The 26,769-nt window shown below is 67.3% G+C and carries 25 protein-coding genes; 13 read left to right on the forward strand and 12 right to left on the reverse strand.

Translation table 11 applies throughout. From position 1 onward, the window contains the following. Window positions 1-79: 79 nt before the first annotated feature. Entirely contained in the window at window positions 80-4,369 is a 4,290-nt protein-coding gene (locus JWQ81_RS27370; protein ID WP_297545952.1) for a discoidin domain-containing protein, read from the reverse strand. Window positions 4,370-4,759: 390 nt separating this feature from the next. Between JWQ81_RS27370 and JWQ81_RS27375 the strand changes: the two genes are divergently transcribed. After that, window positions 4,760-6,001: an RNA polymerase sigma factor gene (locus JWQ81_RS27375; RefSeq protein WP_297545954.1), complete on the forward strand. Its 1,242-nt coding sequence runs from the start codon at window positions 4,760-4,762 to the stop codon at window positions 5,999-6,001. Window positions 6,002-6,104: 103 nt separating this feature from the next. Here the strand turns inward: JWQ81_RS27375 and JWQ81_RS27380 are convergent, their stop codons facing one another. The 3 genes from JWQ81_RS27380 to JWQ81_RS27390 form a co-directional block, all read right to left on the reverse strand. Further along, window positions 6,105-6,509 carry an Lsr2 family protein gene (locus JWQ81_RS27380; RefSeq protein ID WP_297545955.1) on the reverse strand — a complete coding sequence of 135 codons (405 nt, stop codon included), beginning with the start codon at window positions 6,507-6,509 and terminating at the stop codon, window positions 6,105-6,107. Window positions 6,510-6,700: 191 nt separating this feature from the next. Continuing rightward, the gene (locus JWQ81_RS27385) at window positions 6,701-8,131 is read right to left on the reverse strand and encodes a cytosine permease (protein WP_297545957.1); all 1,431 of its coding nucleotides are present in this window, start codon (window positions 8,129-8,131) and stop codon (window positions 6,701-6,703) included. A 132-nt stretch (window positions 8,132-8,263) separates the two neighbouring features. Beyond that, entirely contained in the window at window positions 8,264-8,833 is a 570-nt protein-coding gene (locus JWQ81_RS27390; protein WP_297545958.1) for a DUF3455 domain-containing protein, read from the reverse strand. 201 nt (window positions 8,834-9,034) lie between these two features. On the opposite strand from JWQ81_RS27390, the gene JWQ81_RS27395 reads away from it, so the two are divergent. Then, window positions 9,035-9,373 (forward strand): UBP-type zinc finger domain-containing protein, encoded by a 339-nt coding sequence (locus tag JWQ81_RS27395; RefSeq protein ID WP_297545959.1) that lies wholly within the window; start codon window positions 9,035-9,037, stop codon window positions 9,371-9,373. A 26-nt stretch (window positions 9,374-9,399) separates the two neighbouring features. Here the strand turns inward: JWQ81_RS27395 and JWQ81_RS27400 are convergent, their stop codons facing one another. Next, complete coding sequence (locus tag JWQ81_RS27400) at window positions 9,400-9,885, reverse strand: anthrone oxygenase family protein (protein WP_297545961.1); 486 nt, start codon at window positions 9,883-9,885, stop codon at window positions 9,400-9,402. Between the two features lie 81 nt (window positions 9,886-9,966). On the opposite strand from JWQ81_RS27400, the gene JWQ81_RS27405 reads away from it, so the two are divergent. Then, a complete protein-coding gene (locus JWQ81_RS27405) occupies window positions 9,967-10,911 on the forward strand; it encodes an AraC family transcriptional regulator (protein WP_297545963.1) in 945 nt (314 codons plus the stop codon). Here JWQ81_RS27405 and JWQ81_RS27410 read toward each other — a convergent pair. After that, window positions 10,899-11,453, reverse strand: a complete 555-nt coding sequence (locus JWQ81_RS27410; protein ID WP_297545965.1) for a dihydrofolate reductase family protein — start codon at window positions 11,451-11,453, stop codon at window positions 10,899-10,901. The two genes, JWQ81_RS27405 and JWQ81_RS27410, sit on opposite strands and share 13 nt — an antisense overlap. Before the next feature lie 448 nt (window positions 11,454-11,901). Here JWQ81_RS27410 and JWQ81_RS27415 point away from each other — a divergent pair, with 448 nt between their 5' ends. The 3 genes from JWQ81_RS27415 to JWQ81_RS27425 all read left to right on the forward strand — a co-directional run bounded on the left by JWQ81_RS27415 (window position 11,902) and on the right by JWQ81_RS27425 (window position 13,950). After that, entirely contained in the window at window positions 11,902-12,270 is a 369-nt protein-coding gene (locus tag JWQ81_RS27415; RefSeq protein WP_297545967.1) for a hypothetical protein, read from the forward strand. Between the two features lie 63 nt (window positions 12,271-12,333). Beyond that, window positions 12,334-12,912, forward strand: coding sequence for a DUF305 domain-containing protein (locus tag JWQ81_RS27420; RefSeq protein ID WP_297545969.1), 579 nt, complete (start codon window positions 12,334-12,336; stop codon window positions 12,910-12,912). Window positions 12,913-13,029: 117 nt separating this feature from the next. After that, window positions 13,030-13,950 carry a spermidine synthase gene (locus tag JWQ81_RS27425; RefSeq protein ID WP_297545971.1) on the forward strand — a complete coding sequence of 307 codons (921 nt, stop codon included), beginning with the start codon at window positions 13,030-13,032 and terminating at the stop codon, window positions 13,948-13,950. A 41-nt stretch (window positions 13,951-13,991) separates the two neighbouring features. Here JWQ81_RS27425 and JWQ81_RS27430 read toward each other — a convergent pair whose 3' ends face one another. Together JWQ81_RS27430 and JWQ81_RS27435 are read right to left on the reverse strand one after the other, a co-directional pair. After that, window positions 13,992-14,591: a cation transporter gene (locus JWQ81_RS27430; protein ID WP_297545973.1), complete on the reverse strand. Its 600-nt coding sequence runs from the start codon at window positions 14,589-14,591 to the stop codon at window positions 13,992-13,994. 41 nt (window positions 14,592-14,632) lie between these two features. Continuing rightward, on the reverse strand, window positions 14,633-14,962 hold the full coding sequence (locus JWQ81_RS27435) for a metalloregulator ArsR/SmtB family transcription factor (RefSeq protein ID WP_297545974.1): 330 nt from the start codon (window positions 14,960-14,962) through the stop codon (window positions 14,633-14,635). 145 nt (window positions 14,963-15,107) lie between these two features. Here JWQ81_RS27435 and JWQ81_RS27440 point away from each other — a divergent pair, with 145 nt between their 5' ends. After that, on the forward strand, window positions 15,108-17,510 hold the full coding sequence (locus JWQ81_RS27440; RefSeq protein ID WP_297545976.1) for an EAL domain-containing protein: 2,403 nt from the start codon (window positions 15,108-15,110) through the stop codon (window positions 17,508-17,510). A 229-nt stretch (window positions 17,511-17,739) separates the two neighbouring features. Continuing rightward, a complete protein-coding gene (locus JWQ81_RS27445; RefSeq protein ID WP_297545978.1) occupies window positions 17,740-18,195 on the forward strand; it encodes an RDD family protein in 456 nt (151 codons plus the stop codon). Here JWQ81_RS27445 and JWQ81_RS27450 read toward each other — a convergent pair. Next, window positions 18,192-18,842 carry a response regulator transcription factor gene (locus JWQ81_RS27450; protein ID WP_297545980.1) on the reverse strand — a complete coding sequence of 217 codons (651 nt, stop codon included), beginning with the start codon at window positions 18,840-18,842 and terminating at the stop codon, window positions 18,192-18,194. The genes JWQ81_RS27445 and JWQ81_RS27450 overlap by 4 nt on opposite strands. Then, complete coding sequence (locus JWQ81_RS27455) at window positions 18,839-20,080, reverse strand: histidine kinase (protein WP_297545982.1); 1,242 nt, start codon at window positions 20,078-20,080, stop codon at window positions 18,839-18,841. Before JWQ81_RS27455 ends, JWQ81_RS27450 begins: the two co-directional genes overlap by 4 nt. Before the next feature lie 293 nt (window positions 20,081-20,373). Between JWQ81_RS27455 and JWQ81_RS27460 the strand changes: the two genes are divergently transcribed. Further along, a complete protein-coding gene (locus JWQ81_RS27460) occupies window positions 20,374-20,655 on the forward strand; it encodes a hypothetical protein (RefSeq protein WP_297545984.1) in 282 nt (93 codons plus the stop codon). A gap of 53 nt (window positions 20,656-20,708) precedes the next feature. On the opposite strand, the gene JWQ81_RS27465 is transcribed toward JWQ81_RS27460, so the two are convergent. After that, a complete protein-coding gene (locus JWQ81_RS27465; protein ID WP_297545986.1) occupies window positions 20,709-20,897 on the reverse strand; it encodes an RGCVC family protein in 189 nt (62 codons plus the stop codon). A gap of 252 nt (window positions 20,898-21,149) precedes the next feature. On the opposite strand from JWQ81_RS27465, the gene JWQ81_RS27470 reads away from it, so the two are divergent. Continuing rightward, the gene (locus JWQ81_RS27470) at window positions 21,150-22,016 is read left to right on the forward strand and encodes an alpha/beta hydrolase (protein WP_297545988.1); all 867 of its coding nucleotides are present in this window, start codon (window positions 21,150-21,152) and stop codon (window positions 22,014-22,016) included. A 7-nt stretch (window positions 22,017-22,023) separates the two neighbouring features. On the opposite strand, the gene JWQ81_RS27475 is transcribed toward JWQ81_RS27470, so the two are convergent. Next, on the reverse strand, window positions 22,024-22,719 hold the full coding sequence (locus JWQ81_RS27475) for a GntR family transcriptional regulator (protein WP_297545990.1): 696 nt from the start codon (window positions 22,717-22,719) through the stop codon (window positions 22,024-22,026). Window positions 22,720-22,871: 152 nt separating this feature from the next. On the opposite strand from JWQ81_RS27475, the gene JWQ81_RS27480 reads away from it, so the two are divergent. The 3 genes from JWQ81_RS27480 to JWQ81_RS27490 all read left to right on the forward strand — a co-directional run bounded on the left by JWQ81_RS27480 (window position 22,872) and on the right by JWQ81_RS27490 (window position 26,757). Continuing rightward, complete coding sequence (locus JWQ81_RS27480) at window positions 22,872-23,735, forward strand: LysR substrate-binding domain-containing protein (protein WP_297545992.1); 864 nt, start codon at window positions 22,872-22,874, stop codon at window positions 23,733-23,735. A 129-nt stretch (window positions 23,736-23,864) separates the two neighbouring features. Continuing rightward, complete coding sequence (locus JWQ81_RS27485) at window positions 23,865-25,268, forward strand: hypothetical protein (protein ID WP_297545994.1); 1,404 nt, start codon at window positions 23,865-23,867, stop codon at window positions 25,266-25,268. 43 nt (window positions 25,269-25,311) lie between these two features. Then, on the forward strand, window positions 25,312-26,757 hold the full coding sequence (locus JWQ81_RS27490; RefSeq protein ID WP_297545996.1) for an alpha/beta hydrolase: 1,446 nt from the start codon (window positions 25,312-25,314) through the stop codon (window positions 26,755-26,757). Window positions 26,758-26,769 lie beyond the last annotated feature (12 nt).

Raw genomic sequence — 26,769 nt, forward strand, 5'->3', positions numbered from 1 at the left:
GGCCATAGAGACTCGTAAGCGTTGCGGCCGGTTAGAACCGGCCGCAACGCTCACGAGCCCACTGCGGTTGCCGAACCTCCTACGGGTTGTTGACGATGGTGAAGGTGGACGTCGTGTTCTTGACGTCCAGGGCGTTGTCGCTCATCTTCAGGTTGTTGAAGGTGACCGTGCCGACAGCCGGGCCTTGACCCGCTTCCGGCAGCTCGTTGGCCCAGAGCCCGAACCCGGACTTCGCGTCGAAAGCGTCACCGCTCTTGTGCGCGCCCGTGATCGTGATGTTGGTGAAGATGGTGTCCTTGATCGGGAACAGCGGCTGCCCGCCGACATAGTCGGTCTGGAACATGACCCCGCTGTACGTCGGATCGGTGATGTCCACATCGGACACCCGGATCCCCTGGAACACCTTCGAAGCGGAGAACACCCAGATACCGGGGAACGTCTGGCCGCCCCAGAAATGGCCGCCCGCCCGGACTATCGAGATGTTCTGCAGGTTCGTCGGATCGGTCCCGAACCCGTTCATCGGATAGCCGAAGTCGAGCGAACTGATGGTGATACCGGCGTAGACCAACGTGTCCGCGATGTAGATGTTGCGGAAGGTGTTCGTGAAACCGCCGTACACCGCGACCCCGGCAGCGCGCCAGGTGAGCAGGGACGTCAGGTTCTCGAACACGTTGTTCTTCTCGTCGGCACCACCGGCGTCGATCGCGGAGAACAACGCGAAGCTGTCGTCCCCGGTCGCCCGGGATTCGTCGTTGACGACGTGGTTGTCCGTGCTTCCGTTGGTCATGTTGATGCCGTCGGCGAACGTGTCACGGATCCGGGAGTTCGAGATCGTGACGAAGTCCGTGTTGGCACCCCAGTACATGCAGATCATGTGCTCGGTCCAGATGTTGTCGATCGTCATGTTCGAGACGTTCGAGAAGTTGAACACCTTGCCCGGACCGTCGATGCGGGACGTGTAGTTACCGAAGACGGCGAAGTTCGCGAACGTCGATCCGTTCGCGGTCGACTGGGAGTCGAAGCCGACGTCGGTGTTGTCCTGCGTCGTGGGAGCGAAGAACCTGGTGAACCAGGGGCCCGCGCCGATGACCTTGGTCGCCTTTCCGTAGACGTTGAACTTGCCGGTGATCTGGTAGTCACCGGCGGGCAGGTAGACGCCGACCAGCGTGGAGTCCTGACGCACCTTGTCGAGCGCGGCCTGGACATCCTGCTGGCCGAACCCGGCGGGCACCGCGTACTTCGTCGGGTCCGGGTTGGCGATCTGCGTGACCTGTTCGAGGCTGACGAAGTCGATCGCGTAGTTCGTCGTGTTGGCGGCGTCCTTCTGCAGCTTGATCTTGCTGCCTGCCGGGACGGTGGTCCCGAGCATCAGGTTCGCCTCGTCGTAGATGTGCCTCGGCCCGCCGGCACTCGGCGAGTTGCCGGGACCGGTTTCCGCGCCGTAGAGCCACGAGTACTTCGAGGTGAGGTTGATGGGCTTGAGCAGCGTGCCGTTGACGTAGACGTCGAGGCTCGCGTTGATCCCGTCGCCACCCGCGGCGTCGGGGATGGAGAACCGCGTGACCAGCGTGTTGGTGCTGGCCCTGGTGGTGAACTCGACCGAGGATCCGGTGCTGTTCAGGGTGACGGCCTTACGACCGGACGCCTCACCCGCGAGGTCACCGATTGTCCGGTTGGGACCGACGACGGACGCGCCACCGGCGAGTACCCCGTCTTCGGCTTCGTAGTTGTCGTACGGCATGTTCGCGCCGCGACCGACGAACAGCGACTGGGAGCTGGTGTTGTTGGCCTGCTTGACCGGCAACTCGTTGGCATCGGTCGCGATCACGGTCTTGACGGTGTACTTGCCGTTGACCGCGGTCCACGAGCCGAGGTTGACCGGCGCCGCCGTTTCACCCGACGCGATGACCCCGGCGAAGGCCCCGGTCAGTGTCTTGACCACCGCACCCGACGTCGCGTCGGTGACGGTGAGCGTGACGTTGTGGGCGCCGGACGCGGAAGCGACGGTGCCCTGGTTCTTGATCGACACCGAGAACGCCACGGCGTTGCCCGCGGACGGGTTGCCCGGGGTCCAGCCTGAAGGGGAGGCGATCAGGTCGGAGCTGGCCACTGGGGCGACGACCAGCGGTGTCGGGCTGGTGAAGCTGTTGTTGTCGTCGTGCTGCTCGATGACGGTGTTCGCCTCGTCGACCTTGGCACTGAACGCGTAGCTGCCCGCGTCACGCGGACCGACGTTCGCCGAAACCGTGCTGGACGCACCGGCCGCCAAGCCGCCGACGTTCGCCGTGCCGGCCAGCTTCGTGCCGAGGTAGAAGTTGACGTTCGTCGGGCCGGACGCGGCCGTCCCGATGTTCTTGACCGTCGAGGACAAGGTCAGGGCGTCGGTCTCCACGGGCGAACCCGGCGAGGACGTCAGGCCCGAGATGGTCAGGTCCGGGTTCGGTGCCGGGACTCCGTTGACCGCGAACTCGGCGACCTGGCCGCCGCCCGCACCGGAGTTGGTGGTGAACCTGAGCTGGACGTCGGCGACACGGCCGGTGACCGGGATGGTCACCGTGTTGCCGCTGGCCGGGTTGAATGTGTAGACCGCCGGGGCGAGCAGGCTGGTGAACGCCGTCGAGCTCTGTTCGCGCCCGAGTACCTCGATGGTCTGCGTCCGGGTGGACCACGCGCCGTCGGGGTTGAGCTTGAGCACCACGTTGCTGACGTCGGCGTTCGCGCCCAGCGCCACGGTCAGCGTGCCCGGGTTGGAGCTCGCCTCCCAGTAGGTCGCCACGTTGCCGTCGTTCGCGTTGGCGGCGACGAAGTTGAGCACCGTGGACGACGCGGTGATCGGCTTGCCGACCGCCAGGTTCGTGCCGCCGCCGGTGCCGCTGCCCGCGCGGGTGACGGTGTTGCTGGCGCCCGAGGTGTTGCCGGCCGCGTCCTTGGCCTTGACGGCGTAGGAGACCGTCGTTGTGTCGGACTGGCTGTCGGTGTAGGTCAACACGTTCCCGGCAACGCTGCCCACCAGCGCGCTGTTGGCGTAGACGTCGTATCCCGTCACGCCGACGTTGTCCGTCGACGCGCCCCAGACCAGCTTGATCTGGCCCGAAGCCGGCAGCGTGTACGCCAGGTTCGACGGCGCTGTCGGCGCCTGCGTGTCACCGGTCGAGCCGGTGCGGGTGACGGTGTTGCTGTTCGCCGAGACGTTGCCCGCGGCGTCCTTCGCCCTTACATAGTAGGAAACCGTCGCGCTCGCGGACTGGTTGTCGGTGTAGGTCAACACGTTCCCGGCGACACTGGTCACCAGGGTGTTGTTGGCGTAGACGTCGTATCCCGTGACGCCCACGTTGTCCGTCGCCGCGGCCCAGGTCAGCTTGACCTGGCCGGTCGTCGGCTGGGTGAACGCGAGGCTGGTCGGCGCCGTCGGGGCCTGCGTGTCCCCGGTGCTCGGGCCGTAGACCTCGAACTCCGACACCTGTCCGGCGGGCCAGCCGGTGTTGGCGGTGATGTTCAGCCGCACGTACCGGGTGGTGGTCGCGTTGAAGTTGATCGTCACCGCGTTGCCGCTGGCCGGGTTGAACGAGTACCCGGCCGACGCGACGATGTCGGAGAACGCACTCCCGTTCGTGCTTCCCTGCACCGCGAGGGTCTGCGACCTGGTCGCCCAGTCCGTCGACGGCGGCAGCTTCAGCACGAGCTGGTTGACGCTCACCGACGCGCCGAGGTCGACCTGCAGCCACTGCGGGAACGAGTTGTTGGCGCTCTCCCAGTAGCTGCTCTGGTTGCCGTCGTTGGCGTTGCCGGCCGGGAAGCCCGACTGCGTGGTGCTCGACGTCAACGTCTTGCCCTGCGCCAGGTTCGTCGTCGCAGCGGGCGTCGCGGCGACCTCGACCTCGGACAGCTGCGCGTCCTGGCTCGCGGTGTTGGCGGTGATGTTCACCCTGAGGAACCGGGTGACCGTGGCCGGGAACGGAATCTTCACCGTGTTGCCCGAAGACGGTTCGAAGGTGTGCGCGCCGGACACGACCACGGTGTCGAACGTGGTCCCGTCACTGCTTCCCTGTATTGCCAGCGTTTGTGTGCGGGACGTCCAGCCGGCCGGGACCTTCAGTGTGACCTCGTCGACGCTGCGCACGGTGCCCAGGTCCACCTGTGCCCACTGCGGGAAGGTCTTGCCCGCGCTCTCCCAGAAGGTGTTCTGGTCGCCGTCGTTGATCTTCGACGCGGTCTGGGCGCCGTCGACGCTGCTGGCCGCGGCCACCGCGCCCTTGGCCAGGTTCGGTGCGGCGTCGGCCGTGGTCGGCACGACTTGAACGGCGAACAGGAACAGACCTGCCGCGAGCGCCGTGGTGGTTAACCGCGACGTCAGACGCTTCGCTCTCATGGATTCCTCACTCATCTTCTTTGACAAGGGGTGGAGAAGGAGCTGTGACAAGGGGGTACGACAAGACCCCGATTCGGCGAAGGGCAGGCCGAAGCGGTAACGGAGGCAGAGGTTCAGCTGAAGCAGGGGGACGTCGGGAGGAGGGGACACGGTGGGGACGACTACCCGAATTTACGGGCAGATGTTCGGGATTTCCACAACTCTGCACATATCTTGCACTGCGAGGTCCAAGGGTTACAGACACGCCAGATCAAGTCAACGGTTAAGTCCGATTCGCGCTCGTACGGCAACTACCCGTACGCGCGCGAGCCGCACTCGGGCGCTCACGAAGTGCACGCCCACGCAGGTACGGTCTGTGAACCAGCCCAGCACGAACAGGGAGGACGGGACTTGACGCCGGAGGTCGAAGCGGCGGTCACCGCGGCCTTTCGAGAGGAATGGGGCCGGGTCGTGGCCACCTTGATCAAGGTGACCGGCGACTGGGACCTCGCCGAGGAATGCGCGCAGGAGGCTTTCGCATTGGCACTGCGGTCCTGGCCGCGCGACGGTGTCCCGCGGCGGCCCGGGGCCTGGCTCACCACCGCGGCCCGCAACCGCGCGACCGACCGGATCCGCAGGGCGGCCGTGGGCGCCGCCAAGCTCAGGGAGGTCGCGATGGCGACCGTCGAGGACGAACCGGACTCGGCCGAGAGCGCGATTCCGGACGACCGGCTGCGGCTGATCTTCACCTGCTGCCACCCGGCGCTGTCGTTCGAGGCGCGGGTCGCACTGACCCTGCGCACGCTCGTCGGCCTGACCACCGCGGAGATCGCCGGCGCATTCCTCGTCGAAGAGCAGACGATGACCAAACGCTTGGTGCGCGCCAAGCAAAAGATCAAGAACGCCGGTATCCCCTATCGTGTCCCGCCGGCCCACCTGCTGCCCGATCGGACAGCCGCCGTGCTGGCCGTGTTGTACCTGCTGTTCAACGAGGGCTACGCGGCAAGCGGCGGAACCGAACTTGTGCGCCAGGAGCTCAGCGGGGAAGCCATCCGGCTGACGCGGGTTCTCGATCGGCTCATGCCCGCCGAACCCGAGATTCAGGGCCTGCTCGCGCTCATGCTCCTCCAGGACGCGAGGCGCGACGCCCGGGTCGACAAGGAAGGCACGCTCGTCACTTTGGAGCAGCAAGACCGTTCACGATGGGACGCCGGACAGATCGCCGAAGGCGTCGAATTACTTGAATCGGCTTTGCGGCATGGCCGGGCCGGCGCGTACCAGGTTCAGGCCGCGATCGCCGCCTGCCACGCCACCGCCGTCACCGCGGCGGAAACCGACTGGGTTCAGATCGCCACACTTTACCGTCGGCTGACCGAACTGGTTCCTTCTCCGGTGGTCGAACTCAACCGGACTGTCGCCGTCGCCATGGCCGACGGACCAGTCGCGGGATTGGTTCTGCTCGACGCGCTCGAAGCGTCCGGGAAACTGGCGAACTATCATTTACTACCGGCCACACGGGCCGACCTGCTCCGCCGGAGCGGCCAAATGGCCGAAGCGGCCGCCGCTTATACCGAAGCTCTGGCACTGGCCGGCACAGACGCCGAACGCCGCTATCTCACGCGGCGGCTGGCCGAGACCACCACGCAACACTAAGTTCTACTGACCGGACATCGCCCGCCCTACGCGGCGATTCCCACAATTCGGGAATCGCCGCGGGCGGCACGGTCGGCGTCGAAACTACGACCGAGCGTGACAATCACGCGGAAGCAGACGCCTTTTTGCGGGTCGCGCGTTTGCGGGTCGCCTTCACCGGCTCCGGGGCGACGGGCTCGGCCTGAGCCAGCTCGTAAGCCTCGGAAATCTCCTTCGAAACGCGGCCGCGGTCCGAAATCGAGTAACCGTTGGCACGCGCCCAGTCACGAATCTGCCGGGCGTTGTCGTTGGCCGGGGCGGAAGACTCGCCGGCGGCCTGACGGATCTTGCGGCCGCCGGTGCGACGCGCGGCGGCGACGAACCTGGCCAGCTCATCGCGAAGGTGGCTCGCGTTCTCGTCTGACAGGTCGATGTCGTAGGAAACCCCGTCGAGACCGAACGGCACGGTTTGCGTGGCAGCCCCGCCGTCGAGGTCGTCAACGATCTCTACATGTACTTTCTGAGCCATATCGTTTCTTCCTCTGACTTGCGTGAAGAACCCTCTCGGCGTTCCGAGCACCACGAACAATAGCCGTAAGGGCGAACCTCGCGCACGGGACACTCCACGAAGGACCGCAAACCGATATCGAACGACAGCGCCCCCTGGTTCGAATCAATCGAACCAGGGGGCACGCCGGCTAATACGCGAGGTGGTACAGCTCACCCCAGTTCGGCGGCTTGGGCGTCGGCGAGGGCGCGTTCGGCGTCGACGTCGATACCCCGGCAGAGCCACCAATAGAGGACCGCGGCCACCGGCAGGCCGATGAACATCGAGATGTCGGCGCCGCCCATGGCGTGGGCGGCGAACCCGACGAACAACGTCCCGGCGGAGAAGAACGGGACCATCACCGCGAAACCCACGAAGTATGCGATGATTCCCTGCCTGCCCCAGCGGCCGTAGATGCCGGCGGGTTTGAAGATCTCGGCGATCGCGTAGTGGCCTTTCCGCACGATGAAGTAGTCGGTGAGGTTGATGGCCGTCCATGGGATGAAGAAGTAGAGCACCAGCAGCAGGAAATTATTGAAGTTGCCGAGGAAGTTCGCCGATGCGACGTTGGCGAACACCAGCGACAGCGCGGCGGTCACGCCGATCGTGACGATCCGGGTGAGCAGGGTCGGCCGTACCCGGCGGATACTGTCGATCGAGGAGATCAGCGTCAGCGACCCGCCGTACATGTTCAACGCCGTCACCGAGACCAGGCCGAGCGCCGCGACGAACAACGCGATGCTGCCGAAACCGCCGAACAGCTTGTCCGCGGTTTCCTTGATCGACCCGATGGTTTCGAAGTTCTCCCCGGCCGCGGCGGCGATAAAGGAACCGAGGAACATGACCCACACCCCGCCGAGCGCGCTGCCCCAGAACGTCCATCGGAAGGTGCGGCGCACGGTGACGTCCGGCGGAAGGTAGCGCGAATAGTCCGAAACGTAAATAGCCCAGGAGATCTGATACCCCGCCGCAACCCCCAGCTGGCCGAGGAACGGCACGGCCTTGAACTGCCCGAGGTCGTAGGAGCCGGCGGGGACGCTGAGTTTCGTCAGCGCGGCGATGGTCAGCAGGAGCAGCATCGCGATGGTGAGGTAGGCCAGATAGCGCTCGAACCGATGGATCAGGGAATAGCCGAACAACGCGATGACCACCGCGATGACGGTCACGATCCAGAACCAGAGCTTCTCCGAACCGTGGTGCACCGCGGCCGAAGTCGCCTGGCCGGCGAGCACGGTATTGAACACGTTGAAACCGGCGTACTGCACGTAAGCGAAGAACCAGACCAGCAGTGCGCCCCGGTAACCGAACTGTGGACGCGACTGGATCATCTGCGGCAGGCCCAGTTGCGGGCCTTGTGCCGAATGGGCCGCCATGAACAGCGTGCCCACCAAGGTACCCGCGGCGATGGCGATGAGCGACCAGATCAGGTTTCCACCGGTGGTGATGCTGATCAGCCCGACGGCGAGTGTCGCGATCTGGGCGTTGCTCATGAACCACAGCGGCCCGATGTGCCAGATCTTGCCGTGGCGCTCGGCCAACGGCACGTAGTCGATCGACCGGACTTCCAGGCCGCGGCTCTGCCGAGGCGATGTTTCGGTGCTCATGTGCCCTCCCGGTACGTCAGGATCGAAGCAGCATGAGCGACCGGCCGCCGGAGCGCAATGAGTTCTTGACAGCGCGCGCTGACGGCCCGTCCTCGTCGTGGTGGCGCTACCACGACGAGGACGGAGCGCAGGTCAGTAGCCGGGAGCCGGCGTCGGCTTGAAGAAGCGGTATTCGGCCGAGTAAGGAACAGCGACCTGAGCACCGATCGTGCAGCTACCGCTGGGAGCGACACCACCCTGGGTGGCCAACCGCTGAACGAAGTCGACCGAACCCAGCAGACCCGTTCCCCGGTTGGCCGTGGACTTGAGCAGCAGTTCCGGTATCGCGTTGGTCCGGGGCACACTGGCGACGACGGCGCCCTGCACCGCGCTCCCGTCGGCCGGCGAAATCCACTGTGGACCCCTGGTGTGCAGAAGCAGGGCGTTTCCGGAACGCAGGACCGCGGCCGGCTCGAGCAATGTCCAGCTTCCAGTCGTGCAGGTGTAGACCTGGGAACCGGTTTCGACCCACATGTCCGCGACCCGCGTTTGCCCGGGCGGCACGTCCACCGGGCTGGTCGTGGCCGAGGGGGTGGTTTCATTATGGGTAAGGGCCAGGCCGGTCGCCGGCTGAGCCGAACCGGATTGTGCCAGCAGAATGTCGACGGCGGCGATTGCCGCGGCCATGGCCAAGGTGGTTGCTGCGATGGTGAGTTTGCGCATGGAAAACTCCCTAGGACGTGCGTCGGATGACGCTTCCTTCCCGGACATCAGTGACACGAAGTGCGGCTCCGCGCAGTTCATCTTTGATCAAGATGTGACTCGGCCAACAGCCAAGCGACGCGAAGTCCCAGCCATCGGTTACGCCTGCCGCCACGGCTTCGTCCGCAGCGGGCGGTAGCCCCCGCGGGTAAGGTGCCTTTCATGGCTGCGATCGAACCGTCCGTCCCACCGAGCGGCACGGGCTGCGTCGACTGCGACGCCGCCGGCGGCTGGTGGTTCCACCTCCGCCGCTGCACGCAATGCGGGCACATCGGGTGTTGCGACAGCTCTCCCGCCCAGCACGCCAGCGCGCATGTCAAGGCGACCGGGCACCCCATCGTCACCAGCTTCGAACCGGGGGAAGACTGGTTCTGGAGCTACCCGGACGAAGCCTTCTACGACGGCCCGGAACTCGCGGCGCCGACCCATCACCCGCACGACCAGGCGGTTCCCGGCCCGGCGGAGCGAGTGCCTGCCAACTGGCAGACTCTGCTCAACTAACGGCTCTGCTCAACTAACGGCTCTGCTCAACCAGTGCGGCTCTGCGCGACCAAAGCCCAGGCGAGGCAACCGAAGGCGGCCGTAGACGTCAACGCGCGGACGACGTTCCAGCCGACCCAAGTCGCCTCGAACCGCGCGCGCACGGCTGCGAGGTCGGTGTTCCCGGCTGCCTCGAGTTCGTTGTTGAGCGGGACGTTGATCGCGGCCGTGATGATGAACATCGCCAGGTAGAGAACAAAAGCCGCGATGATCCACGGCAGGACCCCGTGACTGTCGGCGAGCAGGGTGAATACGCCCGCCAACGCCGTCAGCAGTAGCGCGCCGAGGAAGCAGATCAGGAACCAGGGGTTGAGGATCGCGACGTTGATCCGTTGCATGGCGACGACGAACGTCCGGTCATCGGCCTGGTTGAGCGCGGGCATGACCGCAATCGCGAAGGTGTAGAACAGGCCCGCGATCAGCCCGGTGGCGATGACCGCGAGGAGAAGCACGGCTGTGCGCGTCAATGTCATGCGGTTCAGTCAAGCCGCCGAAGGTGAGACGGTCCATGATCGAGAGACTCGTTTCCATGTTCATCCGTCTAAACTGACCGAGTGGACGCACTGACCGGCCTCCTCGACGGCCCGAGAGCCCGCGGCGCTTTCCTGCTCCGCTCGATCATGGATCCGCCGTGGTCGCTGCGGATCCATGACGAGGCGCCGTTGACCGTGATGGCCGTGCTGCGCGGCGAAGCGTGGGTCGTGCCCGACGCGGGTGACGCCGTCCGGATGGGGGCCGGTGACGTGGCGATCGTCCGCGGCCCCGAGCCATACACCGTCGCGGACGACCCGGCCACCGTCCCGCAGATCGTGATCCACCTCGGGCAGCACTGCGCCACCCCGGACGGGGAGCCCCTGGAGCAGGCGATGGACCTCGGTGTCCGCACCTGGGGGCGCCGCGCGGACGGCTCGACGAGCCTGCTGACCGGCACCTACCAGTTCACCGGGGAGATCAGCCGCCGGTTGCTCGGGGCGCTGCCACCACTGGTCGTACTCCGCGACGACGAGTGGGATTGCCCGCTGATCCCGTTGCTGGGCAACGAAATCGTCAAAGACGAGCCGGGGCAGGAGGCCGTTCTCGACCGCCTGCTCGACCTGCTGCTCATCGCGGTCCTGCGGACCTGGTTCGCCGCGCAGCGCGCCGAAGGTCCCGCGTGGTACCGCGCGCACGGCGATCCGGTGGTCGGCCTGGCGGTGCGTCTTCTTCAGAACAACCCGGCCCATCCCTGGACCGTCACGAAGCTGGCCGCCGAAACGGGTGTCTCCCGCGCGGCGCTGGCCCGCCGCTTCACCGAGCTGATCGGCGAGCCACCGATGGCGTTCCTCACCGGCTGGCGCCTGACCCTGGCCGCCGACCTGCTGGCCGAACCCGACACCACAATCGGCGCAGTCGCCCGCCAGGTCGGCTACGGGAGCCCCTTCGCGCTCAGCGCCGCGTTCAAACGCGTTCGCGGCGTGAGCCCTCAGGAGCACCGCGAAACCCGTGCTCAGCGCGCGTAATGCAGATGGACGACGGAATCGAACCTCGTCGACTTGACGAGCTTCAGCTGCGTCCGGTCGTCGAGCACGGGGAACAACCGCCGTCCACCGCCGAGCACGACGGGGTGCACGAAGAGCCGGTACTCGTCGATCAGCCCGAGTCGAAGGAACTCCGCGGCCATGTCGACCCCACCGAAGAGCGCGGCCGTCTTGCCGTCGACCTTCAGCTTCGCGACCTCGTCAACGATTCCGTCCGACACCACGCGGGTGTTCCAGTCGGCCTTGTCCAGGGTCTTCGAGAACACGAGCTTCGGCATCGGGACCCACAGCTTGCCGAACTGGATCGAACCGTCGGTGCTGGACGGAATCTGCTCGACGATCGGCCAGTACGAGGCCATCATCTCGTAGATCTTGCGCCCGTACAGGAAGGCGTCCATCCCGCCCAGCTCGTCGACGAAGTGCTGCTGCAGCTCGGGCGTGATGACCGGCCAGTCGAACGAGCCGTCCGGCCCTTCGGCGTACCCGTCGAGCGAAACCTGCATCCAGAGAACGATCTTGCCCATTGGCCTTGTCCTTTGTGAGTCGTTTCGTGCCTGATACGAGTAACTCGGAGCGGCGCGGCCATTCTCTACACAGGTGGAGAAGATTTTCGGCGCGGCTGGGTGCGTGGACCCCTCGGGGCCGCCAGCCGAGTGGGATCGCGAGTTCGTAGACGGTCTCGTCGGACTTGGCCGCGCTCGGGTCGGTCAGGAAGATCTGCCGCGGCGGCCCGCCGTCCCGCTCGTTGTGGTCAGCGAACCACTGCCGCCGCGATTCGAACCCCAACGCGGTTTCGATGTCGGCCTTGGTCACGCTGATGCACGCCTCCCGGCCCGGGAACCGCCCGGCCACCTCCTCGAGTTCGGCTGGGACGACCGAGCAGCAGAACTCGACCTGAGCCGTTCTCGCCCACTGGTTCGGGCCGCCGAACCCGTGATCGTCTTCATACCCAGAAGGGTAATGTGCAAGGTGATGAGCCGAGCACGGATGGGACCGTTCGCACGTTGGGTGCTGCTGTGCGCCCTCGCGCTGGGCGTCGTCGCCATGCACCACGTGCCGGATCCCGGTCCGTCGATGACCATGGACCACTCCGTCGTGATGCCGACCGGGGTCATCGCGGACCAGCAACAAGCCCCGTCCGACATGGGCGACATGCTCCACGTGTGCCTGGCTGTGCTCGGCGGCCTCCTTGCCCTCGCACAGACACTGTTCCTCCTCACGTCGATGCCCGAAGTGAGCACAGCCCGGTTCCGTGCCGCACCCGCGGGTATTCCCGCGCGGGCGCCGCCGTGGAGACGGGGACGCGACATCCTGGAATCCGCCTGTGTCCTCCGAGTGTGATCGGGCCGCTGCCGCCGTGCAGTCCCGCCCCTTGACCACTCGATGCTTTGAGGACCCCAGAAAATGTCGAAAACACGCATTCTCGGTTTCATCCTGTCCGCGACCGCCGCGATCAGCCTGCTGGCCGCCTGCTCCGGCGGGAACGACAACCACGCGTCGATGTCCAGCATGTCCACCTCGCCCGCGGCGTCGCCCGGTGCGCACAACACGGCCGACACGACGTTCGCCCAGCAGATGATCCCGCACCACCAGCAGGCGGTGGAAATGGCGAAACTGGTGCCGAGCCGGACCAAGAACCCGAAGGTGATCGCGCTCGCACAACAGATCCAGCAGGCACAGGCGCCCGAAATCCAGCTGATGACGGGCTGGCTCGGCCAGTGGGGCGCCGCCGCACCCATGGCCGGCATGTCGGGGATGCCCGGCATGATGTCCGATGCCGACATGACCAGCCTCGGCAAGGCGACCGACGCCGCATTCGACAAGCAGTGGCTGCAGATGATGCTCAGTCATCACCAGGGCGCCATCGACATGGCGAACACCGAGCTGAAGCAGGGCACCAGTCCCGAAGCAAAACAGCTCGCGCAGCGGATCATCACCGCCCAGCAAGCCGAAATCACCACCATGAACACCCTGCTCGCCTAACCGAACGTGGGACTCGCGCCGCCGAACGTGGGACTCGCGGGCGGGCGCGCGAGTCCCACGTTCAGGGCGGCGAGTTCCACGCCTACTGTGGACCGGGCGGACTAGGGACGGGGACAGATGGGGCGAGGTCGGGAGCCGAAGGGGCGGCAGGCGAAGCCGAAGGGCGCGGCGTCGGCCGGGCCGCAGCCGGGACGGCACGAGGTCCGGTTCGGGACGGCGGAGCTACTGCGTGACCTGGATCGGCCGAATGGCTGGATGCTGTCGGTCGACGACGTCGCCCAGTCCTACGTCGACCTCGACGACCCCACACACCTGGAGTTCGACTACGTCCGCCGGATCGGTGACGTCATCGACTGTCTCCCCGAGCCCGGCGACGCGCTGGAAGCACTGCATGTCGGCGGCGGGGCGTGCACGCTGCCGCGCTACATCGCCGCCACCCGCCCGGGTTCACGCCAGCTCGTGCTGGACGCCGACGGCCCACTCATCGACCTCGTCCGCGAGCAACTCGACCTGCGGAGCGTGCCTTCGCTACGCGTGCGGGTGTCGGATGGCCGGGAGGGCGTCGCCACCCGGCACGATTCGACGGCCGACCTCATCGTGGTGGATGCCTTCCAGCGCGCTGAAATGCCCGGCGGCCTGGCGACGATCGAGTTCGCCCACGAGCTCGCCCGCGTGCTGCGGCCGGCGGGCACGTTGCTGGTCAACATCTCCGACGGGCCGGGCCTGCCGTTCGCGCGGCGGGTCATCGCGACCGTGTCGGCGGTGTTCGGCCACGTCCTCCTGCTCGCCGAGCCGAGCGTGCTGCGCGGCAGGCGCTTCGGCAACCTCGTGCTGGCCGCGTCCGCGAACGAGCTGCCCGAGGAGGCCGTACGCATGCGCGCGGCATCGGCCGTCTTCCCGTCCCGCTGTGTGACCGGCGCCGAACTGCGGAAACTACGTGGACAAGCCGAACCCCTGACCGACGCCGTCCCGGTGTCGACACCGACCCCGCCGGACCACGCCTTCGGCCTGCCTGAGCGGCGCAGCAACGACTCGTGAGTGTTCCGGCCTGTTCTCACCGGCCGGAACACTCACGAGTCCTAGCAGCAGTGATCGCCGCGCCAGGCGTCTCGGCCTTCCTTGACCGCCACGGCGGCGATGACCAGCCCGGCCAGCGGGTCGGCCCACGACCAGCCGAACAGGCCGTTGAGCAGCAGACCGACGAGCAACACCCCGGACAGGTACGTGCACAGCAGCGTCTGCCGGGAGTCGGCCACCGCGCTCGCGGAGCCGAGTTCGCGTCCGGCGCGGCGCTGAGCACCGGACAAAACCGGCATGACCACCAGCGATACCGCGGCCAGCACGATGCCCACGGTCGACTCCCCCGCCGTCCCCGCGCCGCTCAGCGCGCGGATCGATTCGACGGTGACATACGCGGCCAGCGCGAAGAACGACAGGGCGATCACGCGCATGGCGGCACGCTCGCGCGCTTCCGGGTCGCGCCCGGAAAACTGCCACGCGACAGCGGCAGCCGAGGCGACCTCGACCACGGAGTCCAGCCCGAAACCCACCAGCGCGGCCGAGGACGCGGCGCGCCCGGCTGAGATCGCGACAACGGCTTCGACGACGTTGTAGGTGATGGTGCCCGCGACCAGCAGCCGCACCCGGCGAACCAGGGCTGTTTTACGCTCCGGCAGCACGCTTACAGGCGCACAGCAGCCGTCAGTACAAGACGACGAGGTCACCGAAGCACCTGCGCAGGCTCGCAGGCTTCGGTCGGTTCGACCGCGAGGACAACGTCGAGAAGTTGCTCGAGCGCCCGAGCGAGATGCGGGTCGGCGAGTTCGTAGCGGACCTGACGACCCTGGTAGGTCGCCATGACCAGGCCGCAGCCCCGCAGGCACGCCAGGTGGTTCGACACGTTCGACCGGCTCAGCTCCATCCGCTCGGCCAGCCGCGCGGGGTAGCCGGGCCCTTCGAGCAGGGCGACCAGGATGCGGCAGCGGGTCGGGTCGGCGAGCGCGCGGCCGAGCCTGGACAGCGCCGTTTCCCGGGTCTCACACGTCAGCATGCTTCGAACTGTACATCACAGCCTGAACAGTTGCGTTGATTCTGTATTGCATGCCTACGTGAAACTCCTTCGCCTACGAGGGATTTCCTTTCCCTTGATCCTCTGGGCAATAATCTCCCTCGTCAGTGGTGGACAGGGGGAGAAAATGGGGCCCAGCGCCTTCGGGGAGCATCTGCGGGCCGACGCCGGTCTCGATGTCGACGTCCTCGGCTTCCTCGCTTCCAACATCGCGGACCAGCGGCAGTCCGCGCACCACCACGCCGAGCTCGAGGCGCTGGGCAAGCAGTACCGCGCCATCGTCGACGACAGCCCGGACGCGATCTTCGTGCACCAGGACGGCAAGTTCGTCTACGTCAACCCGGCGACCGTGCGCTTCCTGGGCGCGGTGGACTACCGGGAGCTGCTGGACGTGCCCGTCCGGCAGTTCGGCGTCCCGGACTCGCCGATCGGGGTCCTTCGGCGCACCGACGGAACCGCGATGGACGTCGAATCGGTCTCCGTGCGCACCACCTGGAACGGCCGCACCGCGTTCCAGGTGATCATGCGCGACGTCACCGCGCCGACCGCCGCCGCCGCAGCGTTGCGCGCCCAAGCCGCCATCATCGGCCACGTCAGCGACGCGATCATCGCGACCGACGCCCGGGGCATCGTAACGAGCTGGAACCCGGCCGCCGAGACCGTCTACGGCCACGTCGCCGCCGAAGCCGTCGGCCGCAAGGTGTCCGAAACCGTCGGCACCTCGCTGGACCCGGAAGAAGTGGTCCGGGCCGGCGGTGTCGTCACCGCGAACCACCGGCGCTCCGACGGCTCCGCGCTCGCCGTGAGGATCTCCGCCGCGACCATGGACCACGGTTACGTCCTCGTCTGCGCGGACGAAACGGCCCAGCGACGCGCCGAACAGCACTACACCACGGTCGTCGCCTCACTCGACGAAGGCGTCATCGTGCTGGACGCCGACGGCGTGGTCGAGACGGCGAACCAAGCCGCCCACGCGATCCTCGGCCGCCGCCCGGACGAGCTGCCAGGGTTGCCCTGGACAGCCCTCGCGCCGCGCTACGAGACGGGCGAGCTGGTCCCGCCGCATCCGGTCGTCAACGCGCCCAGCGAAACCGGACTCGTCCTGCGGATCCACCGCCCGGACGGGGTGGAGGTCTGGATCAGGGTGACCTCGCGCCCGCTGATCACGGAGTACGACGGCGTTCCGACGGCGGTGGTGTCCTCGTTCACCGACATAACCGAAGACAGGGCGATCGAGCAGCGGCTCGAACACGAAGCGACCCACGACCCGCTGACCGGCCTGGCCAACCGCACGGTCGTGCTCGGGACCCTCGGCGAGATCCTGGGCCGGGCGGGCCGCCCGGAAACCACGACGGTGCTGTTCATCGACCTCGACAACTTCAAGGTCATCAACGACTCCCTCGGGCATATCGAGGGCGACCAGATGCTGAGGACCGCCGGAAAGCGCCTTCAGCTCGCGTCCTCCCCCGGTGACCTGGTCGGCAGGCTCGGTGGTGACGAGTTCGTCGTGGTCACCACCGTCCCGGCCGACAGGATCGAAGCCGCCGCGCTGGCCGAGCGACTGCGCGAGTCACTCCGGCACCCGCTCACGGCCAACGGACGCCCACTGCACATGGACGCCAGCATCGGCATCGTGATGGCGGACGGCGAGGACCCTCGCACCGCCGCCGATTTCCTCCGCGATGCCGATGTCGCCATGTACCAGGCGAAAACCCGTGGTCGCGGCCGGTGCGAGTTCTTCGACGTCGAGCTGCGCGAGGGCATCCAGCGCCGGCTCCGACTCGAGCAGGACCTCCGCACAGCCGTGCGCGACGGCGGCCTCTGGACGGCGTACCAGCCCATCACCGACCTCCGGACCGGCCGGGTCGTCGCCATCGAAGCACTGCTGCGCTGGACCCATCCGGTGCACGGGGAAATCCCGCCGACCGAATTCCTCGCGCTGGCCGAGGAAAGCGAGCTCATCCACCTGATCGGCCAGTACGTGCTGGAGACCACGACCGGCGAGCTCGTCCGCCAGCGTCAACTGCACGGTCCGGACCTGGTGCTTTCGGTCAACCTGTCTTCCGGCCAGCTCGAAGATCCCCTCCTGCTGCGCATGGTCGGCGACGCGCTCGCGGCCACCGGCCTGCCGGCGAACGCCATTTGCCTGGAGATGACCGAAAGCGCCTTGATGCGGGACCACACAGCCGCCGCGGAACTGCTCACCCAGCTGCGCAAGATCGGCGTCCGGCTGGCGATCGACGACTTCGGTACCGGTTACTCGTCACTCGCGCAGCTGCAACGGCTCACCGTCGACACGCTCAAGATCGACAGCTCGTTCATCGCCGACCTGGTCGGTTCGAAGGACGCCAGGGCGATCGTCACGAGCATCGTCGCCATGGCTCACGCGGTGAACCTCACTGTCGTCGCCGAGGGCGTCGAGACCGATGCGCAGATCCGGATCCTGCGCGAACTGGGCTGCGACCAGGCTCAGGGCTACCACCTGGGGAACCCGGTGGCCGCGGGCGAACTGTTCGCCGAGGCGCACTAGAAGCCCCGAGGGGTCCTGCCCGAACCCTGGCGACAGAGACAGCGGACTCAGCTGCCTCCCAGCTCCCGTCCCCGCTTCTGTAGACCGACGCCGGATCACACCAGCGCGACCACCGATCCCTTTAAGGTCCAGGCAGTGCGTTCAACGCACTGCCTGGGTCGCCATGTCGCCTTGGGGGAAGGCCGCCACCCGCGAGAGGACGCTGTCGCCCGATGGCATGATGGCGACTGTGGACAGTGCCGAACCCGACCCGACCAAGGTCCTGCTCCGGCGCGGTGTCCAGTGGGGCCTCGATCGGCTGATCGTCGCGGCGGCCGCCGTTCCCGTGCTGGTGCTGACGGAATTCGCCGCGTTCAGAGCGCTGCTGGCGGGGTGGCCCTCGGTGGTCATCTACGTCCCGGCCACGCTGTTCCTGCTCGTCATGATCGTCGGGAACTGGGTGATCGACGTCTGGTTGCCGCATCGCGGGAATGGCGCGACCCCGGCCATGCGGTGGCTGGGCCTGCGCATCGTCACCGAACGCGGCGGTACCCCGCCGTTGCGGGCCTACACGATCCGCTGGCTGCTGTCCGTTGTGGACGGAGTCCTTTTCGGACTGGTCGGTGCGGTGACCATCGCGGCGGGCCGACGTCACCAGCGGGTCGGCGACCTGGTCGCGCGGACGCTGGTCGTGCGGGTGCGCTAGGTGACGAGCTGGGTTTCCCAGGCCCAGATGGCGATTTCGGTGCGGTTGCGTGCCAAAAGCTTGCGCTGGACCCCGGCGAGGTGAGTCTTGACCGTCGAGACCGAAATGACCAGTTCGGCGGCGATTTCCGCGTTGGTCCCGCCGCGTGCGACAGCTCGGACGACTTCGAGCTCCCTGGCCGTCAAAGGCTCGACCGGCGCGGTCGTGCGTTTCGTCGCGCCGTTCGCGAAGCGCGCCAGCAGCCGTGTCGTCACCGAAGGCGACACCAGCGACTCGCCGTGCGCCGCGGCGTGGACGGCTTCGACGAGCAGGCGCGGTCCGGCATCCTTGAGCAGAAACCCGCACGCACCTGCGCGCAAAGCGGCGTAGACGTTCTCGTCGACGTCGTACGTGGTGACCACGACGACCCGCAGCGGGTCCGCGACGTCGGGACCGGCCAGCAGCCTGGTGGCCTGGATCCCGTCGACCAGCGGCATGCGGATGTCCATCAGCGTGACGTCGGGCCGCAGCTCCCGAGCCCGGCGGACGGCCTCTTCACCGTCGGCCGCTTCGCCGACGACGTCGATGTCGGGTTCGGCATCGAGGATGAGCCGGAATCCGGTGCGTACCAGCGTCTGGTCGTCGGCGACGAGCACGCGGACGGTCATCGGGGTCCTTCCGGGAGGTGATGGTTCGCGGCTGGGTCACCGAGGGGAAGCCGCACGCTGATCCGCCATCGCCGCCCGGGCTCCCCGCCGGCGCGTAGCGTACCGCCCAGCGCGGTCACCCGTTCGGTCATGCCGACCAGACCGTACCCGCGCCGGGAGCGGTCGGACGGCGCGGATTCGGCGCCATCGTTGAGGATTTCGAGGACCAGCTGGTCGAAGTCCGGTTCCAGCTGGACCCGCAGGGTGACCGCGACCTCGGTGGCGGTCGGCGCGTGCCGCCTGACGTTCGTGAGCGCTTCCAGGACGACCCGGTGCACAGTCGTCGACAGTTCCGGGGTGGCCGGCGCCGTCTCGAGTCCGTCCGGCAGGTCGAGCCGGACCCGTTCGTTGCCGGACACCGCACGGCGGACCGCGTCCGCGATGCCGCCCGGTTCGACGGTCTCCGCGGTGTCGTCGGCCGTGCGCAGCATCCCGACCAGTCTTCGCATCGCGGACAATGCCTCGGCACCAGCTTCTTCGATCTCGCCGTAGACCTCGACCGGGTCACGCTCCTGGACCAGCGGGTTGACCGCGGTTACCCGGGCCGCCTGGGCACGCACAACGATGCCGGTCACCGAGTGCGCGACGAGGTCGTGCAGTTCCCTGGCCAGGCGTAACCGTTCCCCGGCCCGGACCTCGGCGAGCTCGGCCGACCGGCGCGAATCGGTGTCCCGCAGCACCAGCCCGACGGCGAGCGCGCCACCCCACAGCAGCGCGGCAGGCACGGCGAACAGCGCCGCGGGCGAGCCAGTGCCGTAGCGCAGCAGCTGCGCCGACGTCATCGCCAAACCCGACGCCACGGCCAACGCCGACGCCGGACGCCACGGCAACCGCCGGCACCCCGCCCCGAGCAGCAACGCCAGCGCGAACGTCTCCGTCGCTCCCGGGAAGGTCCTCAGCGGAGTGTGCGTGGCCGACGCGAGCGCACTGATCGCGGTGCTGAACAGCGACAGGCCCGCGACACACCCACCGAGCAGCCCGATCCGGCCGCCGAAGCGCCGCCGCAACACTGCCAGGACCGCCGCCATCGGCCCGATGGACGGCGTCAACGCGGTGTAGACGGCCCCGAGCAGACCAGTCGCGGGCGGAACTTTGCTGGTCAGCAGGACGACGACGTCGAAAACGACGAACACGACCAAGGCAGCGATCTCGGCGACCAGCGGGCCGCGACGAACCGCAACGCCCACGTCGGCGCTCATGACTCCTCCGCTGAGAAGAACACGTCGTCGGCAGTCACGTCTCCTCCGCTGAGAAGAACACGTCGTCGGCAGTCATGTCTCCTCCGCTGAGAAGAACACGTCGTCGGTACCGCTCATCCCCCGAGTCTGCCCGCTTCCCCACCATCCGCACGTCCAGCGCCCGGACGGGAGCGGCCTAGTCCTCAAGGCTGAGTTCGCGGGGGCAAGTCGAGTCGCCGGGACGAGGTGCGGGGACGCGGACCGGACCAGGCTGGATGACGTCCGGTTGACCATGAGAAACACAGGAGGAACCCATGTCGAGCGATTCCGCACAAGGCCCGATCTGGCCGGCCAACGACCCCTGGTGGCGCTTCACCCCGAAGAACCAGGGCATCGGCTACTTCAGCTTGATCGGCGCGGGCGTGGTCTTCGCGTCAAGCCTCTACATCCTCTTGCAGGACTCGACGAACACGAAGTCCACGATCCTGGAGGCCGCGATGGGCGTGATCGCCGTGCTGTGGATGGTCCGCGCGGCGAACGGGCTCAAGTCGTTGAAGCGCCAGCAGGCAATCGCTCGCCGACGCTCGTCGAGCTGAGCGTACGACGAGCGCTCGCCGATGTCGGCGCTTCCCGAGAAAAGCGCCTTTGGTCAGCGGCAGATGCAGCCGCGGGAGAGCGAGCCCGCCGTGGTCGCGGTGCAGTAGCGCACCCCGAGCGCGTCGTGCTTGTCCCAGGCGTGCTTGCAGGCCGAGCACTGCTCGCTGGTGATCACGTCCGAGTTGGTATCGGCTGTTTTATCGGCTGCGGCTACGACTGTCTGCGGCTCAGATGTGGTCATCTCACCCTTGTCCACCACATTGGTGTTGCATGGCCCGCCCCGGCTCGGTGACACCGGCCTGCGGTCACATTTCCCTGCGGGAGAGGAAAACCGTGATCTCGCCTCATGGAAAGGGAGACAAGCCACCACTCTAGCACTCGGGGATCACAGAACCTTCACCTCAGCACCTCTGTCTAACTTGATTAAACGTCTTGACTGGTTAGGTCTTCTCTGCTTCACTGATGCCAGTTAAACCAGTCAAAGGGGTTAGGCATGGTAGAGGTCAGGCATCTCACGGAAACCATCGACGGGCATCGCGTCTTCTACCGCGAAGCGGGACCGCGGGACGCGCCCGTCCTGGTGCTGCTGCACGGATTTCCCACCAGCTCACACATGTTCCGGCAGCTGATCCCGGCGCTGGCCGAGGACTACCGCGTGATCGCCCCGGACTATCTCGGCTTCGGCGTCAGCGACATGCCACTGGCGAGCGAGTTCGACTACACCTTCGACGCGCTGGCGGAGCTGACGGCCAAGCTGCTCGACCGGCTCGACGTCGGCCGTTTCGCGATCTACGTCCAGGACTACGGGGCCCCGGTCGGCTGGCGGCTCGCCGTGCGGGCGCCGACTCGGATCACCGCGGTCATCACCCAGAACGGCAACGCCTACACCGACGGTTTCGTCGAGGACTTCTGGAAGCCGGCGTTCGCCTATGGCACCGCGCCGGGGCCCGACACCGAAGGCCCGATGCGCGGCGCGCTGACACTGGAAGCCGTGAAATGGCAGTACCTCAATGGCGCCAACGACGAAAGCCTGGTCAGCCCGGACAACTGGATCCACGACGTGGCATTGCTGGACCGGCCGGGCAACGACGAGATCCAGCTCGCGCTGTTCCGGGACTACCTGTCCAATGTGGAGCGATACCCGGAGTTCCAGCAGTACTTCCGGGATTCCCAGGTACCGCTACTGGCCGTCTGGGGTGGGAACGACGGGATCTTCGGGCCGGACGGCGCGCGGGCGTTCGTCCGGGACCTGCCGAAGGCCGAGGTGCACGTGCTCGACACGGGCCACTTCGCGCTGGAAACCCATCTGGACGCGATCGCGGAGTACATCCGAGACTTCCTCGGCAGGCACGTCAGCTGAGCGAACGTCAGAAGCGGGACAGGAGGCGGTCCCGGGCGGTCTCCAGGTGGTGGGTCATGGCCGCCTTGGCGGGGTTCGGCTTGCCGGAGATCAGCGCGTCGACGATCTTGCGGTGCTCGTCGATGGTCTGTTCACCGACCGGCTGGTTGTAGGAAAGCCGGAAGAAGTGCAGGTGGCAGTGCGTCCGGACGAATGCCTGCTCCACGGCCTGGTTCCCGGCGATGCGCAGGATCAGCTCGTGGAGGCGGGCGTCGTGCGCGGTCAACGCCTTGTAGCCCTCGTAACCGTCACCCGCCGGGGCCGACGGGCATGTGCTCAGCTCCGCCAGGAGCGCGGCGGCGTGCGCGTCGGTCATGGCGGCGGCCGCGCGGGCGGTGCTGGCCGGCTCCAGCAGCAACCGCAGGGCGTAGAGGTCGTCGATCTCGCGGCGGGTCAACAGTTCGGTGACGCGGTAGCCGCGCAGCGGGAGCCTGCTCACCAGACCTTCGGACTCGAGGCGCGCCAGGGATTCGCGGACAGGCGTGCCCGACACCGCCAGCTCGCGAGCGATCTCGTCGATGTTGACCCGGTCCCCCGGCGCGATGCCGTGGTTCATGATCAACGTCCGGATCTGCTCGTAGACCGTGTCGGCCAGCACCTGCCTGTTCGGCAGGGCGGCCAGCCGCCGGCCCGTGTCCCCATCCCGCACCGTCGAACCCTTCACATCCGTGAACCTACTCGGCCCGACCCGCATTGTCCCGGCTCCGAACCCCTGATCATCCGAAAATCATGCACGATCGATGATACAGGATTATCCGGGCAGACGCGCTGGCAATACCCTGGGAGTATTGCCGGAGAGTCAGTCGAAGGAGTCATGTGGACGTCGACCTGCGCAAACTGCGATATTTCGTGGCGGTGGCCGAAGAGCTGCACTTCGGTCGGGCCGCCGAGCGGTTGCACATCGCCCAGCCGGTGCTGTCCCGGCAGATCCGGGCCCTGGAGGACGAGCTGCACGTCCAGCTGTTCGTCCGGGACAAGCGCTCGACCGAACTGACGGCGGCGGGACAGCAGGCGCTCAATGACGCCCGGCCGCTGCTCGTGTCTGCGGAAGCTCTGCTTCGGCGCGCGGTCGTGGCGTCACGCGGCTCGTCGACCTTCACGATCGCGTTCATGCCCGGGATCACCGTGACCTCGTGGGTGCGCACGCTGACCGGCCGCCACCCGGACGTGACCGTCGAGCTGGTGCGGACCTCGTGGGACAACCAGGTCGAAGTCCTGCGCGACGGCCGGGCCGATGTCAGCGTCGTCCGGTTGCCGATCGACCAGCAGGACCTGAGCGTCCGCCCGCTCTTCGACGAACCGCGGGTGGTGGTGCTGCCGGTCGACCATCGCCTGTCGGGCAAGGAAACCCTTGCCATCAGCGACCTCGCCGGCGACCACCTCCTGCAGGACCCCGACGCGGTCCCGGAATGGCGGGACATCTCCGTCGAACTCCGCGAGGGCACCCGCCGCCCGCTGCCGGGGATCCACAGCGTCGAGGAGAAGCTCGAGCACATCGCGGCGGGTGCCGGGTTTTCGGTGATCCCGCTGTCCACGGCGAACTTCTACACCCGCCCGGACGTCGTCCACATCCCGGTCGACGACATCGGCCCCAACCAGGTCTGCCTCGCCTGGACCGCCAGCCGCCGTTCGCCGCTGATCTACGAGTTCGCCGAAATCGCGGCCGGGGAAAGGCCGTAGGCGGTATGGCTGGTGAGTGGTTAGGCCGGTTCTAACCCCGGAACACTCACGAGGCGTTCCGCACCTGGATCGGTTATATCGGAGAAGCGGCGGCCGTGATCGCGGCCATGCTTTCTGGGGGGATCTACCGTGGCGGAAGACCGTGAACTGTGCGACTTGCTGGGAAACCCCGGCTTGCCGAGCTCAGTGATCGACGAGTTCATCGCCGTGTCCGCGGACGATCACCTGCTCAGCGACCTGATCTGGCGCGAGGATCTCACGTCCGCGCAGACAAAGGCACTCGCCAACCGCGGCCGGCCTGGGGTACTCCACACCCTGATCCGCTTCGGGCACATCCCGATCGAGGATGTCCCCGACGACGTCGAGTCCCGCCTCGCCGCCATGCACCGCGAAGGCGCACCGGCGGAATGGGCACTCGAACTGGTTACGCATCCGGATCGGCCCGTCCGGATGCAGGTGGCCGAACTGGCCTGGAACCGGCTCGATGTCGTGCTGCTCATGGAGAACGACGAGGACGCGGAAATCGTCGGCGAAATCGCCCTGTCTTCGCGACTGCCGTCGGACGTGGCCGGGAGGTTGGCGCGGCACCCGGACGTCGAGGTCCGGGACATGCTGGCGCGCAACGACGAGGTCGCGCCTGAGATCCTGGCAGAGCTTCTGCGTAGCGGTGGTGACGCACCCATCGAGACATGCGCAGCCTGTCGTACGCAACCGTCGGCACGTTGTTCCGATCATTCGGCGGGCCGTCGGCGGATCCGGATCTCCGCCTTGGCCAATCCCACCACCCCGATCGCCGGAATGGCAGCCTTCGTCGACTGGCCCGACGAATGGGCTCGGAGCAGCCTGGCCGGACGCGAAGACCTCGATCGGGACATCTACCCCGTGCTGGCCGCTGACCCCGAACCCCAAGTCCGCGCGTTGGTCGCCGAAAACCCGTCAATCCCCGTTTCGCTGATGGAATCCCTGGGCCAGGACGCAGAACCTGCAGTGCGGCGAGCTGTCATCGAAAACCCCGCGGTCCCACTCGGACTCCTGACGCGACTGGCTATGACGACCAAGTGCACGATGGACGTGGTGCCTCGCATCGAGTCGGCGTCCGAGGCCGAATTGCGTGAACTCGCTGCCTCCCCGAGAGCACAGGTGCGCGCACTCGTCGCCTGCCGTCCCGACCTCCCCGCGGACCTGCTCACCGCGCTGCTCGCCGATCGGGATCCGGGCGTCGGCAAGCGGCTCGCCCAGCTACGCGAGTTGAATCCCGACCAGCTGCGCGGCCTGGCGGACCTCCACGGACCCCAGCTGTACAAGACACTGGCGTGGAACCCGGACTGCCCGCCGGACCTGCTCCGCACCATCGCGGAAGAGGGAAGCGCGCCCGGCGAAGTCGCGAGCAACCCCCGTACCGAGCCCGAGATCCTGCGCGCGCTGACTCAGGATCAGAGCCTGCTGGTCCGCCGTTCGGCGTGGAGCAACCCCTCGCTCCCGGTCGACCTCATGCGGCACAAACTGGGGCTGGCCCTACCCACGGACACCTGACAGCACCAGGGTGCGGAACGCACTCGCCCGACACCCTCGGCAGATGAGGAAAACATCCCCGATCTTGGTTGTGGTGGCCATGACGCTCACGCTGGCTACCATCGGCACAGCCTCGGCAGGCGAACGTCCCGCACTCATCTGGCAACGCTGCGACAACGGCCAAGAGGAGTGCACGACGATCCAAGTCCCCTTGAACTACCTCGACGGCTCCGGGAAGACGATCTCGCTCGAGATCTCCCGGATCTCCGCGGCCAGGCCGGAACTCCGGCGTGGTGTGCTGGTGCTGATCCCAGGCGGGCCGGGGTTGTCCGGGCTCGCGAAACCCGCGCAGATGCTCACCCAGGCGAAGAAGATGCCCCAGGCGGTGCTCGACAGGTATGACCTGATCGGCTTCGATCCACGTGGGGTCGGGGCGAGCAGCCCGGTCTCGTGCGACCTGCCGGACGCCGACGTCGCGCCCGTGATGCTCCGGCCGTGGCCTGCACCGGACGGCGACATCACGGCGAACATCACGGCGGCCAAGCGCACCGCCGAGGCGTGCGCCCGAAACGGTGGCGACGAATTGCCGAATGTCACCAGCCTCAACAACGCGCGCGATCTGGACAGCATCCGGAAAGCCTTGGGGGAAAGCAAGATTTCCGCCTTGGGCGTGTCTTACGGCACTTATGTCGGCTCGCTCTACACGACGTTGTTCCCGGGCCGCACCGACCGTGTCGTACTCGACAGCAACGACGATCCCAATCCCGCGCTGGTCGGACGCGGCTGGCTGCGGAACACGTCGATCGGGGTAGCCGACCGGTTCGGCGACTTCGCCGCATGGGGCGCGAAGAACGGAGTCGCGGCAACGTCGGACGCCGTACGGGCGAAATTCCTCGGCCTGGCCGCTCAGTTGGACCAGCACCCCCGGCCGTGGCCTGGCGCGTCGCCTCCGCAGCTGGACGGGAACGTGCTGCGGTCGGTCATGCTGCAGTCCCTCAACTCGGATTCCGGTTTCACCGCACTGGCGGCGCTGATGAAGGCCGCCGAAGGCCCGACGCTGCCCCCGCCGTCCGTCGTACCGCCCGCCGCGATACAGAACGGCGTCGCCTCCGGGATCGCGCCTGTCTGCAACGACGTCGCGTGGCCGCGTTCGACGGACAGCTACGCAAAGGCTGTACCCGTGGACAAGGCGCTCTTCCCGCTGACCGCGGGGATGCCGGCGAACATCATGCCGTGCGCCTTCTGGCCGAAACCGGCCGAGGCGCCCGTGACGGTGACGTCGAACGGGCCGTCGAACATCCTGATGGTGCAGAACCTGCGTGATCCGCAGACTCCGTACAGCGGCGCGCTGAAGATGCGGAGCGCGCTCGGTGGCCGAGCCCGGCTGGTGAGTGTCGACTCCGGTGGCCACCAGTCGTACCTGCAGAACGGCAACGCCTGTGGGGACGCGGCTGTGACAGCCTTCCTCGTCACCGGCACCCGCCCGGTCACCGACATGCTCTGCCGGTAATCGTTTTGCCCG

The sequence above is a fragment of the Amycolatopsis sp. genome (assembly GCF_025464955.1).
Taxonomy (GTDB): Bacteria; Actinomycetota; Actinomycetes; order Mycobacteriales; family Pseudonocardiaceae; genus Amycolatopsis.